Source organism: Paracoccus sp. BR5-17 (assembly GCF_055693925.1).
In genome coordinates this window covers 2126173-2141505 of record NZ_JBVFUV010000003.1, presented here as the reverse complement: position 1 = coordinate 2141505, position 15333 = coordinate 2126173, and the positions used below count along the sequence as shown (strand labels likewise).

The window sequence follows — 15333 nt, the reverse complement described above, 5'->3', positions numbered from 1 at the left end:
TCTTTGATTCGGGGGTGCGGCGCGCTAGATATAGACATGATGTTCAGTGATTCGCCCCTGCCGCGAATCGCCGCCTGAAGAAGGGAGCCCTTGATGGCCGCCAAGGACGACGATCACGACAAGACCGACAAGGACGACAACGCCCACTCGCTGGACATGAGCCAGGCAGCGGTCAAGCGCATGATCGCCGATGCGCGGGAACGGGGATACATCACCTATGACCAGCTGAACGCGGTTCTGCCCCCCGAACAGGTCAGCAGCGAGCAGATCGAGGACGTCATGTCGATGCTGTCCGAGATGGGCATCAACGTGATCGAGGACGAGGACGGAGCCGAGGAGCCCGAGGGCGGCGCGGTCGCCGTGGTCGGATCGACCTCGCGCGAGGTTGCCGTCGCCACCTCCGAGACCGAGAAGCTGGACCGCACCGACGATCCGGTGCGCATGTACCTGCGCGAGATGGGCTCGGTCGAACTGCTCTCGCGCGAGGGCGAGATCGCCATCGCCAAGCGCATCGAGGCGGGCCGCAACACCATGATCGCGGGCCTGTGCGAAAGCCCGCTGACCTTCAAGGCCATCACCATGTGGCGCGAGGAGCTTCTGGACGAGGAGATCCTGCTGCGCGACGTGATCGACCTGGAAACCACCTTTGGCCAGTCGATGGAGGATGACGAGGCTGCCGAGGAAGAACTGTCCGACGACAGCGTTTCTGCCGAATCCTCGCAGAAGCGCGAGGAACTGGACGCCGACGGCAACCCCATGCGCGGCGAGGATGACGAGGACGAGGACGAGGGCGCCAACCTGTCGCTGGCCGCAATGGAGGCCAGCCTCAAGCCCAAGGTCCTCGAGACGCTGGAACTGATCGCGCGGGACTACGAGGCCCTGGCGGCGATGCAGGACCAGCGGATGTCGGCCACCCTGAACGAGGACAACAGCTTCTCGGCCACCGCCGAAAGCGATTATCAGGCGCTGCGTTCGCGCATGGTGGGGCTGGTCAACGAACTGCACCTGAACAGCAGCCGGATCGAGGCCCTGGTCGATCAGCTTTACGGCATCAACCGGCGGATCGTGACCATCGACAGCGGCATGGTGAAGCTGGCCGACGCCGCCCGCATCAATCGCCGCGAGTTCATCGAGGCCTATCGCGGCACCGAACTGGACCCGACCTGGGTGGACCGCATGTCCCAGCAGGCGGGGCGCGGCTGGCAGGCGCTGTTCGAACGCTCGCGCGACAAGGTCGAGGAGTTGCGCAACGAGATGGCGCAGGTCGGCCAGTATGTCGGCGTCGACATCGAGGAGTTCCGCCGCATCGTCGCCCAGGTCCAGCGCGGCGAGAAGGAGGCCCGGCAGGCCAAGAAGGAGATGGTCGAGGCCAACCTGCGCCTGGTCATCAGCATCGCCAAGAAATACACCAACCGCGGCCTGCAGTTCCTGGACCTGATCCAGGAAGGCAACATCGGCCTGATGAAGGCGGTGGACAAGTTCGAATACCGCCGCGGCTACAAGTTCAGCACCTACGCGACCTGGTGGATCCGCCAGGCGATCACCCGCTCTATCGCCGACCAGGCCCGGACCATCCGCATCCCGGTCCACATGATCGAGACGATCAACAAGCTGGTGCGCACCGGCCGCCAGATGCTGCACGAGATCGGCCGCGAACCCACGCCCGAGGAACTGGCCGAAAAGCTGCAGATGCCGCTGGAAAAGGTCCGCAAGGTGATGAAGATCGCCAAGGAGCCGATCAGCCTCGAAACCCCCATCGGGGACGAGGAGGACAGCCAGCTTGGCGATTTCATCGAGGACAAGAACGCGGTCCTGCCGCTGGATTCGGCCATCCAGGAAAACCTCAAGGAAACGACGACCCGGGTGCTGGCCAGCCTGACCCCGCGCGAGGAACGCGTCCTGCGGATGCGCTTCGGCATCGGCATGAACACCGATCACACCCTGGAGGAAGTGGGCCAGCAGTTCAGCGTGACCCGCGAACGGATCCGCCAGATCGAGGCCAAGGCCCTGCGCAAGCTGAAGCACCCCTCGCGGTCGCGCAAGCTGCGGTCCTTCCTGGACCAGTGACAGGATTCCCACGGCCCTGCCGCGATCCGGCGGGGCCGTGGCAGGAAGGCTTGCACCTACGGCACAAACCATGAACAGTGCCCGTGACTGTTCCCGGAGAGCCGATGGCAAGCCTGCTGGAAGACCTCGCCACGCTGCGCATCCTTCTGATCCTGGCCGCTGCGCTGCTGGCGGCGCTTGCGATTGGCTGGCGCCGGAGCGGGCTTTCGGCCGAGGCCCGCGTCTCTCGTCTTGAATCGCAGCTTCGGGATCTGGCCGAGGAAGCGCGTGCCTTCGCCTTGCAGGCCGGCCAGCAGCAGGCGCGGTTCGAGGCGCAGGCCGAGCGTCTGTCCGAATTGACCGAGGAACGCGACGGGCTTGCCGACGCCCTGCACCAGGCGCGGCAACTGCTGGCGGCCGCCCGCACCGACCTGGTCGAGACGCGCCTGCGCCAGGAAAAGGATGCCGAAGCCGCGGCGCGGGAAATCCGCACCCTGCGCGACCTGCGCCAGGAAATGACTGCGCAGTTCAAGGTTCTGGCGACCGAGACGCTGCGCGCGCAGCAGGGTGACATGCAGCGCGCCCAGGGCGAGCAGCTTTCCGCGCTGCTGAACCCGTTCCGCGAACAGGTCCATCGTTTCCAGACCGAACTGCAGGCCCGCAACAAGGTTCTGGACGAGGAAGGCGCCAGGCTCCGCGAGCAGATCGCCTTCCTGCACCAGCGGTCCGAGGACATCTCGCGCGAGGCGGTGAACCTGACCCGCGCGCTGAAGGGCGACAAGCAGCGCCAGGGCGCCTGGGGCGAGATGGTCCTGGAACGCCTGCTCGAGGAATCGGGGCTGCTGGCGGGAACCCACTACGACACGCAGTCGGGCTGGACCGACGATGACGGCAAACGCTGGCGCCCCGACGTGGTGGTGAAGATGCCACGCGGAAAGGTCCTGGTGATCGACAGCAAGGTTTCGCTGGTCGATTACGAACGCGCTGCCACGGCCGAGGATCCGGCCGAGGCGCAGGCCGCCCTGCGCCGCCACGTCGCGGCGATCCGCGCCCATGTGGTGACGCTGGGCGACAAGGGCTATCACCGTATGGACGACGGTTCGGTGGATTACGTCCTGATGTTCATTCCCATCGAAGGCGCGTTCTCCGAGGCGCTTCGGGCCGATCCGGCCCTTGCCAGCTTCGCGATGGAACGCCGGGTCGGCCTGACAACGCCCACCACGCTGATGCTGACGCTTCGCACCGTCGAGCATGTCTGGGCCGTCGAACGCCGCGAGGCCAACGCCACCGAGATCGCCCGCCGCGCGGGCCAGCTTTACGACAAGGTCGCCGGCTTCGTCGAATCGATGGAGGCCGTTGGCCGCGCGCTCGACCAGGCGGGGCGGGCGCACGGGCAGGCGATGGACCGGCTGACCCGCGGATCGGGCAACGTGATCCGTCAGGTCGAGATGCTGCGCGAACTGGGCGCGCGCACCCAAAAGCGCATCGCCACCGACCATGACGGCGCCGCCGACGGCCTGATGCTGGATCCGCCGGAGGCTGCCGAATGAACCATCTTTTCACGCTGAACACGCACGGCCCAGCCTGCCACGACTTTACCGCGCAGGTGCGGGCTTGGCTTTCCGCCAGCGCCGCCCGCGACGGGCTGGTGACGCTGATGGTGCGGCATACCTCGTGTTCGCTGCTGATCCAGGAGAACGCCGAACCCGACGTGCAGGCCGACCTGCTGGGCTGGCTGGACCGGATCGCGCCCGCGGCGGACCATCCCTCGATGTCCTGGCTGCGCCACCGGGCCGAGGGGCCCGACGACATGCCCACGCATCTGAAGGCGGCGGTCCTGCCGGTCAGCCTGCAGATCCCGGTGGCCGCGGGCCGGATGATGCTGGGCACCTGGCAGGGCATCTATCTGGTTGAACACCGCCGCGCGCCCCACAGCCGGCAGGTCGCGGCGGTCTTCCAGCCGTCCTGAGGGCGCGGCATTCGGGACACATCGCGCGGAAAGAACATCTTGTGGTCTGTGGATAACGCTACCCGATCCCTGCCGTTGGCCTATAGTGGTGGCGATTTCAGCGGCCGAGGGGACAACTGGATGCGCTGCCCGTTTTGCGGAAACGTGGATACCCAGGTCAAGGATTCCCGCCCCGCCGAGGACAACGTCGCCATTCGCCGCCGCCGCTTCTGCCCCGCCTGCGGAGGCCGCTTCACCACCTACGAGCGCGTGCAGCTTCGCGATCTGGTGGTGGTGAAATCCAGCGGCCGTCGCGAGGATTTCGATCGCGACAAGCTGGCCCGGTCGATCCGCATCGCGATGCAGAAGCGCCCGGTCGAGCCCGAGCGGATCGAGCAGATGATCAGCGGCATCGTCCGCCGCCTGGAAAGCACGGGCGAGACCGACATCCCATCGAAGACGATCGGCGAGATCGTGATGGAGTCGCTGTCGCGCATCGACAACGTGGCCTATGTCCGCTTTGCCAGCGTCTACAAGAACTTCCAGGACGCCGACGACTTCGACAAGTTCGTGTCGGAACTGCGGCCCGTGCCCGGCACCGACTGACCATGGCCGACCCCCGGGATCTGCACCACATGGCCCATGCCCTGCGGCTTGCGCGCCGTGGGCTTGGCAGCGTCTGGCCCAATCCGGCCGTGGGCTGCGTGATCGTCGGCGGGGGCCGCATCCTCGGGCGGGGCTGGACCCAGCCGGGCGGCCGGCCTCATGCCGAACGCATGGCCCTGGATCAGGCCGGGCCCTTGGCGCGGGGTGCGACGGCCTATGTCACGCTGGAGCCTTGCGCCCATCACGGCCGCACGCCGCCCTGCGCGGAAGGATTGGCGCAGGCAGGCATCGCCCGCGTGGTGTCGGCGATGACCGATCCCGACCCCCGCGTGGCGGGGCGCGGGCACGCGATGCTGCAGGCCGCGGGGATCGCCGTGACCGAAGGCGTCCGGCAGTCCGAGGCCGCGGAACTGCAGGCGGGCTTCCTGTCGCGCATCCTGACGGGCCGGCCCTTCGTGACCCTGAAGCTGGCCACCGGCTTTGACGGCCGGATCGCGACGGCCCGCGGCGAAAGCCGGTGGATCACCGGCCCGGCGGCACGGCTGCATGTTCATGCCATGCGCATGGTGCACGACGCGGTGATGGTGGGGGGCGGCACCGCCCGCGCCGATCGCCCGTCGCTGAACGTGCGCGGGCTGGATACGCCCCGCCAGCCGCTGCGGGTGGTCCTGGGTTCGCATCCCCTGCCGCAGATGCCCGCGGAAGGCCCGGCGCATGGTCCGCTGCTGCGGCTTGACGGGCCGCCCGAGGCCGCCCTGCGCGCCCTGTCAGCCCAGGGGGTGACGCGGGTGTTCTGCGAGGGCGGCGGGATCCTTGCCGGGGCGCTGCTGCGGGCGGGTCTGGTGGATCAGCTTGTCGGCTATACCGCCGGGGTCGTCCTGGGCAGCGAGGCGCGGGCGGCCGTGGGTCCGATGGGGCTGGACCTGCTGGCCGAGGCGCCCCGTTTCCGCCTTGTCGAGACCCGGCGCCTTGGCGACGATCTGTTCCACCGCTGGCGCCGGGCTTGAACATCCCCCCGCAGGCGGTGAACATCGCCCATCGCCACCCGGAGAACAGCATGAAGATCCGCGCCGCCGTCCTGAAGGCCTCGCCCACGACGGCCCCCTTTGCCGAAAGCCGCCCCCTCGTGATCGAGGAGCTGGATCTGGATCCCCCTGGCGCCGAGGAGGTGCTGGTCAGGATCGGCGCGGCGGGCCTGTGTCATTCGGATCTGTCGGTCATCAACGGCAACCGGCCGCGCCCCGTGCCGATGGTGCTGGGCCACGAGGCCGCGGGGACCGTGGTGCAGGTTGGCGGCGCGATCCGCGACCTGTCGCCGGGCGACCGGGTGGTGATGACCTTCCAGCCCACCTGCGGCGCCTGCCTGCCCTGCGCCGAGGGGCGGCCCGCGCTGTGCATCCCCGGGGCCGAGGCCAACGGCCGGGGCGTGCTGATGTCGGGCGAGATGCGGCTGCACGGCGGCGGGGCGGACGTGCATCACCATTGCGGCGTTTCCGCCTATGCCGATCATGCGGTGGTCTCGCGCCATTCGGTGGTGCGGGTGGATGCGGACGACATACCCTTCACGGAACTCGCGCTGTTCGGCTGCGCGGTCCAGACGGGGGTGGGCGCGGTGCTGAACACCTGCCGCGTGCAACCGGGCCAGAGCGTCGCCATCGTCGGCCTGGGCGGCGTGGGCCTGGCGGCGCTTCTGGGGGCGGTGGCGGCCGGCGCGACCGAAATCTTGGCCGTGGACCTTGCCGACGACAAGCTGGCGCTTGCGCGGGATCTGGGCGCCACCCGGACCTACAACGCGGGCCAGCCGGGGCTGGCGGATCGCATCCGTGCCGATACCGGCGGCGGCGTGGATCACGCCGTCGAACTGGCGGGCGCGGTGCCGGCCTTCGAGCTGGCCTACCGGATCACCCGCCGCGGCGGGCAGACGGTCACCGCGGGGCTTGCCGCGCCGACGGCCGAGTTCCGGCTTCCGGCGGTGAACGTCGTGGCGGACGAACGCATCGTGAAGGGCAGCTACATGGGCTCCTGCGTTCCCCAGCGCGACATTCCCCGCTTCATCCGCATGTACCGGGCCGGTCAACTGCCCGTGGACCGGCTGCTGACGGGCACCCTGACGCTGGACCAAATCAACGAGGGCTTCGACCTGCTGGACAAGGGCAAGGCGATCCGCCAGGTCGTCGTCTTCGACGACCTCAGGGCGCCGGCTGCAGCCGGGTGATCCCGGTCGCGGCGGCGCGCGCCAGCGCGGGGTCCAGCGACATGCCGATGTATTCCCCGCGCCGCCACAGGCCCGCCAGGTCGTCGTAATGGCGCGACAGGGGATGGCCCGATTGCCCCGTCGAGACGATGAACACCGAACTGTCGGGATCCGCCAGGTCATAGACGCCGCGATAGGCCGGGCCGGTGCGGGCCTCGAAGCGGTCGGTTCCGGTTCCCATCATGCCGGTGTGCGACACCGTGAAGGCCCCGCCCGAGATCGACTGCGACAGGCTCACGATCCAGCGCAGCGCCGGGATCCGGCCCAGCCCCGGATGGACATGGCGCGCCTGATGCGCGTCGCCCCATCGCCAGCTTGTCACGTCCGGGCCGAACCGGTCCGTCAGATCCAGGATCGCGCGGTCAAGCGCCTGCCGGGCGATGGTGGTGCAATCTTCGACCGGGGCGCTTTGCACGATGTCGCACCACAGGCCGGCCCCGCCCCGGTCCCGAAAGACGGAATCGATGAAGCCCGGATGCAGGACGCGGATGTCGTCCGCCACCGGCCCGAGTTCGTCGCGGATCAGCCGATCCTGCAGCGCCGCCATCCAGGCGGCATAGATCAGCGGCTCGGGCAGATGCTCGCTCATGGCGCCGTCCCATTCCGCCAGCAGGTTCAGGGCCTCTTGCCGCTGGCGTTCGGGGGTTCCGGGCGCGGCGGGCTCTCCGGTGAACCACAGATCCGCGCCGACCAGCGGCAGCAGGGACCGCGCCGCGGGGCTGACGATGTCCAGTTGCGCGGCGATGAAGCTGTCGCGGGAATGAACCTCTCGGTCGTTCAGCAGGTGCGACAGGCGGGCGCGGCGCAGGGCAAGGGGGCCGCGCTCCTCGGTCGCGAAGGCAAGGTTCCCTTCGGTGGGGCTGTCCCGGGTCACGGGCATCAGGCCTGACCAGTCGCCTTCGGCCAGCCAGCCGGGAACGGGCATCGCGCCGCCGGTCGGATGGGCCGCAGACCGCTGCGGCAGCGCGCCGACGCTCACCTGCCGGATGCCGTCGCTGTCGGCCAGGGCGACCGTCATCGCCGGCGCCACCACGCGGCCCAGCGCCGTGGCCGCGCTGTCGGCGTCGGCAGCCCGCATCAGGCCGATCAGCGCCGACATGGTGGTGTCCGTGCCCGACAGCCCCGTCCAGCGCAACGCCGCGACATGGCCCATCGGCGTCACATCGACCAGCCCCGGATCCAGCAGCGGCACCAGCGGCCCGTTCCGGCTGGAGCGCAGCGTGATCGCGCGGGCCGGTTCACCCAGGACACGGATCACCTCGCGCCGCGTGGTGAATTCGGTCCAGCCGCCTGCGCCGCGATAGCGGCCGGGCTGGCCGGGCTGGATCTCCTCGATGGCGATGTCGGCGTCGTCCACCGCGGCAGGGGCGATGCCCCAGGCCAGCTGGGGATTGCGTCCCGACAGGATCACCGGCAGGCCGGGGATCGTCGCCCCGATGACCCCCCCGGCGTCAACTGCAACCGCGCAAGGTAATACAGCGACGGCGCGATCAGCGGCGCCTGCGGATCGTTGGCCAGCAGCGCGCCGGCGGCCGCCGTGCGCGACGCGCCGGCGGCAAAGACGTTCGCGCCAAGGCCCAGATTCGGCGCCAGCAACCCCGCCGCGTCGCGGGATGGGGCGCCGCCCAGCCGCGATTCCGGCGGCGCCAGACGCGCGCCGGGGAACAGGTCGGCGTAGCGGGGCAGATCGGCAGGGGCATCGCCCTCGCCCAGCAGCAGATCGGGGCCGCGTTCGGGCCAGGTCAGCGACAGGCGGGCGCGCAGCACCTCCTCGGCGGCGGAGTTGCTGGCGGTGGCGGCCAGCAGCTTCAGGATGGCCAGGGAATCGGCGGGCTGCCAATAGGCGATGTCCTGCGGCAACACGAAGAACTCGGGCGCGCCGCGGCCCAGGGCGTCCTGGTTGATGCGGGCGATCCACTGGTTCACCCCATCGGCATAGGCCCGCAGCGCCGCCTGCGTGGCCTGATCCTGCGACGGCAGCGAGGCTGCGGCATTGCGGTACAGTTCCAGCCGCCGGGCAAGATCGTCCGCGGGAAAGGCGCCGGCGCCATAGACCTCGGACAGGCGGCCCTGCGCGGCGCGGCGCAGCAGGGTCATCTGGAACAGGCGGTCCTGCGCATGGACAAGGCCCAGGGCGAAGAACACGTCCTCGTCGGTCTGGCCGAAGATATGCGGCACGTTCTCGGTCGAGCGCACGATCTCGACCGGGGCCGAGATGCCCTGGACCTGCCAGGTGGCATCATAGTCCGGCAGCGAGCGGACGGCGAAGTACCAGGCCAGGATCGCGGCGACCACCAGCAGCACGATCAGGCCGACGGTCAGCCGAAGAAGCCAGCGGAAAAGGGTCAGCATGACGGAAGGTGATCCTCGGGGCCGGTCGGCTGCCTGTCTTGCGGATGTGCCGATGCGCTTGACCATGACGCAGCGGGATGCTGGTGTGCTGCATAATTGAGGCAAGGCGCCAGTTCAACTTGCGCGACAGGGGGGCACGGATGGCACGGCTGACATTCCTGGGACTGGGCGTGATGGGCGCGCCCATGGCGGGACACCTGGCGAAGGCGGGGCACGAGGTCACGGTCTTCAACCGCACCCGCGCCAAGGCCGAGGCCTGGGTGGCCGCGCATGGCGGCGCCCGCGCCGACACCCCGCGCCAGGCGGCCGAGGGGGCGGATTTCGTGCTGGCCTGCGTGGGCAACGACGACGACCTGCGCCAGGTCTGCCTGGGGCCTGACGGCGCTTTTGCAGGGATGAGGGCGGGGGCGATCTTCGTGGATCACACCACCGTCTCGGCCGCGGTGACGCGCGACCTGGCGCAGGCGGCGGCCAAGGCGGGGCTGGGCTATGTCGATGCGCCGGTCTCGGGCGGGCAGGCGGGGGCCGAGAACGGCCAGCTTTCCGTGATGTGCGGCGGGTCCCAGGCCGATTTCGACGCCGCCGCCCCGGTCGTCGCCGCCTATGCCCGGATCTGCCGGCGCATGGGCGATGTCGGCGCGGGACAGATCACCAAGATGTGCAACCAGATCGCCATTGCCGGGCTGGTGCAGGCGCTGTCGGAATCGCTGGCCTTCGCGAAGAAGTCGGGGCTGGAGGTCGAACAGGTCGTCGAGGTCATCAGCCAGGGCGCCGCCGGAAGCTGGCAGATGGTCAACCGCCACAAGAGCATGGACGAGCGCCGTTTCGACCACGGCTTCGCGGTGGACTGGATGCGCAAGGATCTGGCGATCTGCCTTGCCGCCGCGAACGAGGTCGGGGCCTCGCTGCCGGTCACGGCCCTGGTGGACCAGTTCTACAAGGACGTGCAGCGCATGGGCGGGGGCCGATGGGACACGTCCTCGCTGATTGCGCGGCTGGACTAGCGGCGCTTCTCCTCGAACCGCTTCAAGGTCCTTTCGACGCTGGCAAGGGCTTTCTGGATGTGGTCGGGAAAGCTGCCGGGCGCGATCCGCAGCGTGGCGGAATGGGCGGCGCAGACGGCGCGCGTGTCGGACCAGTCCCGCGCGATGCGCAGCGCCCAGTCGCGAAACGCCTGCGCGGCCCCGGGGCGGTCCTGGAGGGCCTGGCCCAGCGTCGGGTGAAAGCTGATGCGGGGCATCCCGATCATCCGGCGCAGCAGGCCGGGCAGGGGCAGCACGTTCAGCGTGTCGTCCACGTGCAGGCTGCCGCTGGCCGGATGATAGGCCAGAAGCGAACCGGCGTGGACGCGTTCGTTCTGGCAGATGTAGTCGATGCCGTCTGGCAGCGAAAAGCTCAGCTCGGGAAACTGCCCGGCGACCGCCGCCGATTCGACGGGCTGCGGCTGCCAGGGCAGGTCCGGCCATTTGCGGCGGTGCCGGTCCGATCCGAACAGCATCGCCTGCGGGAACATGCGGTGCATGGTCTGGCAGTGGATGGTGTGGAACGGATGCAGGTTCAGGATCGCCCGCACCGCGCGGCCCTGATCGGTCAGCGCCATCACCTGTTCCGCCACCGCATCCCCGAAGCCGTAGGAATCCAGGAAGACGAACCCGCCCGACGACAGCCTGACCAGCGAGGCATGGGTGCCGACATTCACCACGCCGCCGATCCGCAGATCGCCGCGGATGTTCCAGAAGCCGTTGCCCAGGTCGATCAGCCGTTCTGCCATGTCATGCCCCCGGTGGGTTGCCGATGTCGCGCGCGGTCGAGGTTCCGAGGCTGGCGCCCCTGCAGATCGCGCGCAGGGCGGGCTTCATCCCCTCCTCGAGCGTCGGGTGATAGAGGGGCATGTCCAGCAGGTCGCGCGCCGTTCTGCCGTTCATGATCGCGCCCACCAGCAGATGGGCCAGATGCTCGGCCCCTGGGACCGCCAGATCCGCGCCGACCAGGCGTCCCTGTGCGTCCGCGCCAAGGCGCATCAGCCCGCCGGCCACGCCCTCGATCCGCGCGCGGCCCTGATCGCCGTAATCGGCGTATCCGGCGACCGTGTCCTCGGCCGGCGCCGCGCCGATGGCGGCCACGGGCGGGTCGGTGAAGGTGATGGTGAACAGCGGCGGGCGGTCTGCGGCTTCGACATCGGGAAAGCGGGCCGCGTTCCTGCCGGCGATGGCTCCCTCTGTCGAGGCTTCGTGCAGCACCGGCGCGTCGGCATCGGCATCGCCCGCGATGAAGACCGGGATTTCGCCGCATTGCAGGGTCCGGCGGTCGAAGCGGGGCGTGCCCTTGTCGTCAAGCGCCAGCCCCGCGGCCTGCAGGTCCAGATCGCCAAGCGCGGGCGCCCGCCCCGTCGCCACCAGCACGCGGTCGAAATCCTCGTGCCGGCCATCCCATTCCAGCCTGACGCGGTCGCCAGACCGTGACGGTTCGGGCGCGCATCCCAGATGCAGCGCCACATCCCGCGCATAGAGATCGCGAAACACCCGATGCACCTTGTCGCAGCGGATCTTGGCCAGCCTGTCGCCCTTGTCGAACAGCGCGACCCTTACGCCCAGGCGGCCAAAGGCCTGCGCCAGTTCCGCCCCCAGCGGACCCGCGCCGATGACCGCCAGGCTGGCGGGCAGATCGTCGAGGTCGAAGACGCTGTCGTTGGTCATGACCAGCGGTCCCAGGGCGGCGTAGGGCTTCGGGACCACGGGTTTCGATCCCGTGGCGATGACCACCGCCTTTGCGCCAACGGTGCGGCCGTCGTCCAGTTCCAGCCGGTCCGGCGCCGTGAACCGCGCCCGGCCGTCGATGCAGATGCCCTCCGGGATGTCCGCGATGCCCGCCTTCGTCGCCTGCACGAAGCGGTCGCGTTCGTCCCGCAGGCGGCGCATCACCCTCCGGCCATCGACGCGCGCATCCGGGATGTCGATCCCCATCATCCGCGCCCTGTTCAGTCCGGCATGGGCGCGTGCCGCCGCGATCAGCAGCTTCGAGGGCATGCAGCCCGCGGTCGCACACAGCGTGCCCGTGAAGCCGTCGTCGATCAGAAGCGTCCGCGCGCCCGCGCGCCGCGCCGCGCGTTCCGCCGCGAGGCCCGCGGTTCCCGCGCCGACGATCGCCACGTCGCAGTTCAGATCCGGCGCGGTGGGATTCATCGTCGTCTCCTGCTGGGTTCGCCAACAGAACAACGGCCCGACCGGGCGGTTCCGTGCGCCCGGTCCCTGCCGGCCGCTCAGGGCGTCCAGACGGCGCTTGAAGCGGGCGCCGCTTGGGCGTAACGACCGCTCATGCGCATACTGTTTCTGGGCGATGTGATGGGGCGGGCCGGGCGGCGGGGGATCGTCGAGAGGCTGGCCCCCATGCGGGCGCGGCTGAAGGCCGATCTGGTCGTGGTGAACGCCGAGAACGCCAGCGGCGGGCGCGGCTGCACTGCGGGCCATGCGCAACTGCTGCTGGAAGCGGGGGCCGATTGCCTGACCCTGGGCGACCACGCCTTCGACCAGAAGGACATGCTGGCCTTCATCGACCGCGAACCCCGGATCGTCCGCCCGCTGAACTTCGCCCGAGAGGCCCCGGGCCGGGGCAGCACCATCGTCAGCGACGCGCGCGGGCGCAAGCTGCTGGTGACGCAGGCGCTGGGGCAGGTGTTCATGTCGCGGCCCTATGACGATCCCTTCTCGGCGCTTGATGCGGTCCTGCGGGCGCACCCGCCTGGCGGCATGGTCCAGGCCAGCCTGGTGGACATCCATGCCGAAGCCACCAGCGAGAAGATGGCCACCGGCCACTTCTGCGACGGGCGCGCCAGCGCGGTGCTGGGAACGCATACCCATGTACCCACGGCGGACGCGCAGATCCTGCCGCGCGGCACCGCCTATCAGTCGGATGCGGGGATGTGCGGCGACTATGACAGCGTCATCGGCATGGAAAAGACCGAACCCTTGCGCCGCTTCATCACCGGCATGAACCGCGACCGCTTCACCCCCGCCGAAGGCGAGGCGACGCTGTCGGGCGCCCTTGTCGTCACCGACGACCGCAGCGGCCGTGCTACCGCGATCGAGCCCGTGCGCGAGGGCGGCAGGCTGGCGCAGACCCATTTCCAGTAACGTTTTCGGCTTTCGCTTGCGGCAGGGGGTGAAAGCCCTCTATCACCCCTCACGACCCGCCGGCGACGGCGCCTATCCGCAGGGGCCTCATGCTAGGATTCGAACTGGCCGGGACCGACGCATCCATCGCGATGCTGGTCATCGTCACGATCACCTTCATCCAGTTCATCCGCGAAAAGCAGCCGCCCGAGGTGGTGGCGATCGGTTCTGCCGCGGCCATGCTGGTGCTGGGCCTGCTGCCGGTCGATGATGCGGTGGACGTGCTGTCCAATTCGGCGCCTTGGACCATCGCCTTCATGTTCCTCATCATGGGGGGCCTGTTGCGGACGGGCGCGCTGGACATGATGTCGCGCATCGTCACGTCCCGCGCCTCGACCAACCCGGCGATCACAGTCTGCGCGCTGTTCGGCTTCGTGATCGTCGCCTCGGCGGTGATGAACAACACGCCGGTCGTGGCGGTGATGATCCCGATCTGCATCCAGCTTGCCAGCCGCCTGAAGATGTCGCCGTCCAAGCTGCTGATGCCGCTCAGCTACTTCACGCTTCTGGGGGGGATGATGACGCTGATCGGAACCTCGACCAACCTGCTGGTGGACGGGGTGGCGCGCGAACAGGGGCTGGAGCCCTTCACCATCTTCGAGATCGCCCCGGTGGGCATCGCCATCATCCTGGCAGGAATCGCCTATTTCGCGATCCTCGGAAGAAGACTGCTGCCGGACCGCACCTCGCTTGCCGGTTTCCTGGGGTCGCGGCGCGAGATGAAGTATTTCACCGAACTGGCGATCCCCCAGGATTCCAGCCTGGTCGGACAGCGCGCCGTCGGCGTGGGCCTGTTCAGGCGCGAGGGCGTCAACCTGATCGACGTGCTGCGCGGCGATGCGTCGCTGCGCCGCGAACTGGCAGACGTGGTGCTGGAACCCGGCGACCGGGTGGTGCTGCGGTCCGAGATGACGAACCTTCTGGAACTCCTGGGCAACAAGAACCTGCAGGCGGCCGACAAGCTCAGCACCGTTGCGACCGACACGGTCGAGGTGCTGATCTCGCCGGGCGCGCATCTGGTGGGGCGCCGGCTGGGCGATATGCGCCTGCGCCGCCGCTACGGCATCTATGTGCTGGCCGCCCATCGGCGCGACCAGAACCTGGGCCGGCAGCTGGACGATCTGGTGGTGCGGGTGGGCGATACGCTGCTGCTGGAAGGCGCGCCCGAGGACATCGCCCGGCTGGCCGTGGACATGGGGCTTGTCGATGTCTCGCGCCCCTCGGCGCGGGCCTATCGCCGCGAAAAGGCCCCGGTGGCGATCCTGTGCCTTCTGTCCGTGGTGACGCTGGCAGCCCTTGATGTCGCGCCGATCATGGTTCTGGCCTTCCTCGCCTCGGCGGTGATCCTGCTGACCCGCTGCATCGACGCCGAGGAGGCGTTCTCGTTCATCGACGGGCGGCTGATGGCGATGATCTTTGCCATGCTTGCCGTGGGGGCGGCCCTGGAACATACCGGCACCGTCGGCCTGATCGTGGACTTCGCCACCCCGTGGCTGCGCGACATGCCGCCTTTCGCCACGCTGATCGCGATCTATTTCCTGGGCCTCGTGATGACCGAGGTGCTGTCGAACAACGCCGTCGCGGTGCTGCTGACGCCCATCGCCATCGCCCTGGCGCAGTCGCTGGGCCATGACCCCCGGCCCTATGTCGTGGCGGTGATGTTCTCGGCCACGGTCGCCTTCGCGACGCCGATCGGCTATCAGACGCACATGATGGTCTATGGCCCCGGGGGATACCGCTTCAGCGACTTCCTGCGGGTGGGGGTGCCGCTGGACATCCTGTGCGGCATCGTGGCCTGCCTGGTGATCCCGGTGTTCTGGCCGCTGTAGGCGGCACCGGCCGGTCTGTGCCTTGCGCAAGGCCGCCATGCAGCATCGGCGGTTGAGAAAGGGCGCCGTCGTCGCGATATGACCTGTCAGGGAGGAAACGTCTTTTGTGTTGTATGAAAGGGTTTCCAC

Annotated in this window: 11 protein-coding genes and 1 pseudogene; 9 read left to right on the top strand and 3 right to left on the bottom strand. The window is 69.1% G+C overall.

All coding sequences use genetic code 11. From position 1 onward, the window contains the following. The first annotated feature begins 93 nt into the window (after window positions 1–93). From rpoD to ACZ1HC_RS12070, 6 genes are all read left to right on the top strand, one after another. On the top strand, window positions 94–2067 hold the full coding sequence (gene rpoD, locus ACZ1HC_RS12095; RefSeq protein ID WP_472700201.1) for an RNA polymerase sigma factor RpoD: 1974 nt from the start codon (window positions 94–96) through the stop codon (window positions 2065–2067). Between the two features lie 104 nt (window positions 2068–2171). Continuing rightward, entirely contained in the window at window positions 2172–3596 is a 1425-nt protein-coding gene (locus ACZ1HC_RS12090; protein WP_472700200.1) for a DNA recombination protein RmuC, read from the top strand. Continuing rightward, complete coding sequence (locus tag ACZ1HC_RS12085; RefSeq protein WP_472700199.1) at window positions 3593–4015, top strand: secondary thiamine-phosphate synthase enzyme YjbQ; 423 nt, start codon at window positions 3593–3595, stop codon at window positions 4013–4015. Before ACZ1HC_RS12090 ends, ACZ1HC_RS12085 begins: the two co-directional genes overlap by 4 nt. 120 nt (window positions 4016–4135) lie before the next feature. Continuing rightward, a complete protein-coding gene (gene nrdR / locus ACZ1HC_RS12080; protein ID WP_472700198.1) occupies window positions 4136–4600 on the top strand; it encodes a transcriptional regulator NrdR in 465 nt (154 codons plus the stop codon). Window positions 4601–4629: 29 nt separating this feature from the next. Further along, window positions 4630–5607, top strand: a complete 978-nt coding sequence (gene ribD, locus ACZ1HC_RS12075; protein WP_472700835.1) for a bifunctional diaminohydroxyphosphoribosylaminopyrimidine deaminase/5-amino-6-(5-phosphoribosylamino)uracil reductase RibD — start codon at window positions 4630–4632, stop codon at window positions 5605–5607. Continuing rightward, a complete protein-coding gene (locus ACZ1HC_RS12070) occupies window positions 5604–6815 on the top strand; it encodes a zinc-dependent alcohol dehydrogenase family protein (protein ID WP_472700197.1) in 1212 nt (403 codons plus the stop codon). Before ribD ends, ACZ1HC_RS12070 begins: the two co-directional genes overlap by 4 nt. Here the strand turns inward: ACZ1HC_RS12070 and ACZ1HC_RS12065 are convergent. Continuing rightward, window positions 6790–9206 (bottom strand): annotated as a pseudogene (locus ACZ1HC_RS12065) (penicillin acylase family protein). The gene ACZ1HC_RS12070 and the pseudogene ACZ1HC_RS12065 overlap by 26 nt on opposite strands. A 140-nt stretch (window positions 9207–9346) precedes the next feature. On the opposite strand from ACZ1HC_RS12065, the gene ACZ1HC_RS12060 reads away from it, so the two are divergent. Further along, window positions 9347–10210 (top strand): NAD(P)-dependent oxidoreductase, encoded by an 864-nt coding sequence (locus tag ACZ1HC_RS12060; RefSeq protein ID WP_472700196.1) that lies wholly within the window; start codon window positions 9347–9349, stop codon window positions 10208–10210. On the opposite strand, the gene ACZ1HC_RS12055 is transcribed toward ACZ1HC_RS12060, so the two are convergent. Beyond that, on the bottom strand, window positions 10207–10977 hold the full coding sequence (locus ACZ1HC_RS12055; RefSeq protein ID WP_472700195.1) for a hypothetical protein: 771 nt from the start codon (window positions 10975–10977) through the stop codon (window positions 10207–10209). The two genes, ACZ1HC_RS12060 and ACZ1HC_RS12055, sit on opposite strands and share 4 nt — an antisense overlap. 1 nt (window position 10978) lies before the next feature. Beyond that, window positions 10979–12388, bottom strand: coding sequence for a dihydrolipoyl dehydrogenase (locus ACZ1HC_RS12050; RefSeq protein WP_472700194.1), 1410 nt, complete (start codon window positions 12386–12388; stop codon window positions 10979–10981). Between the two features lie 132 nt (window positions 12389–12520). Between ACZ1HC_RS12050 and ACZ1HC_RS12045 the strand changes: the two genes are divergently transcribed. Beyond that, a complete protein-coding gene (locus ACZ1HC_RS12045) occupies window positions 12521–13336 on the top strand; it encodes a TIGR00282 family metallophosphoesterase (RefSeq protein WP_472700193.1) in 816 nt (271 codons plus the stop codon). An 89-nt stretch (window positions 13337–13425) separates the two neighbouring features. Next, window positions 13426–15204 (top strand): SLC13 family permease, encoded by a 1779-nt coding sequence (locus ACZ1HC_RS12040; RefSeq protein WP_472700192.1) that lies wholly within the window; start codon window positions 13426–13428, stop codon window positions 15202–15204. Window positions 15205–15333: the final 129 nt, after the last annotated feature.

Bases quoted from the DNA above. Each gene is read 5' to 3' on its own strand.
- rpoD (WP_472700201.1), top strand. From the start codon at position 94: ATGGCCGCCAAGGACGACGATCACGACAAGACCGACAAGGACGACAAC.
- ACZ1HC_RS12090 (WP_472700200.1), top strand. From the start codon at position 2,172: ATGGCAAGCCTGCTGGAAGACCTCGCCACGCTGCGCATCCTTCTGATC.
- ACZ1HC_RS12085 (WP_472700199.1), top strand. From the start codon at position 3,593: ATGAACCATCTTTTCACGCTGAACACGCACGGCCCAGCCTGCCACGAC.
- nrdR (WP_472700198.1), top strand. From the start codon at position 4,136: ATGCGCTGCCCGTTTTGCGGAAACGTGGATACCCAGGTCAAGGATTCC.
- ribD (WP_472700835.1), top strand. From the start codon at position 4,630: ATGGCCCATGCCCTGCGGCTTGCGCGCCGTGGGCTTGGCAGCGTCTGG.
- ACZ1HC_RS12060 (WP_472700196.1), top strand. From the start codon at position 9,347: ATGGCACGGCTGACATTCCTGGGACTGGGCGTGATGGGCGCGCCCATG.
- ACZ1HC_RS12055 (WP_472700195.1), bottom strand. From the start codon at position 10,977: ATGGCAGAACGGCTGATCGACCTGGGCAACGGCTTCTGGAACATCCGC.
- ACZ1HC_RS12050 (WP_472700194.1), bottom strand. From the start codon at position 12,388: ATGAATCCCACCGCGCCGGATCTGAACTGCGACGTGGCGATCGTCGGC.
- ACZ1HC_RS12045 (WP_472700193.1), top strand. From the start codon at position 12,521: ATGCGCATACTGTTTCTGGGCGATGTGATGGGGCGGGCCGGGCGGCGG.
- ACZ1HC_RS12040 (WP_472700192.1), top strand. From the start codon at position 13,426: ATGCTAGGATTCGAACTGGCCGGGACCGACGCATCCATCGCGATGCTG.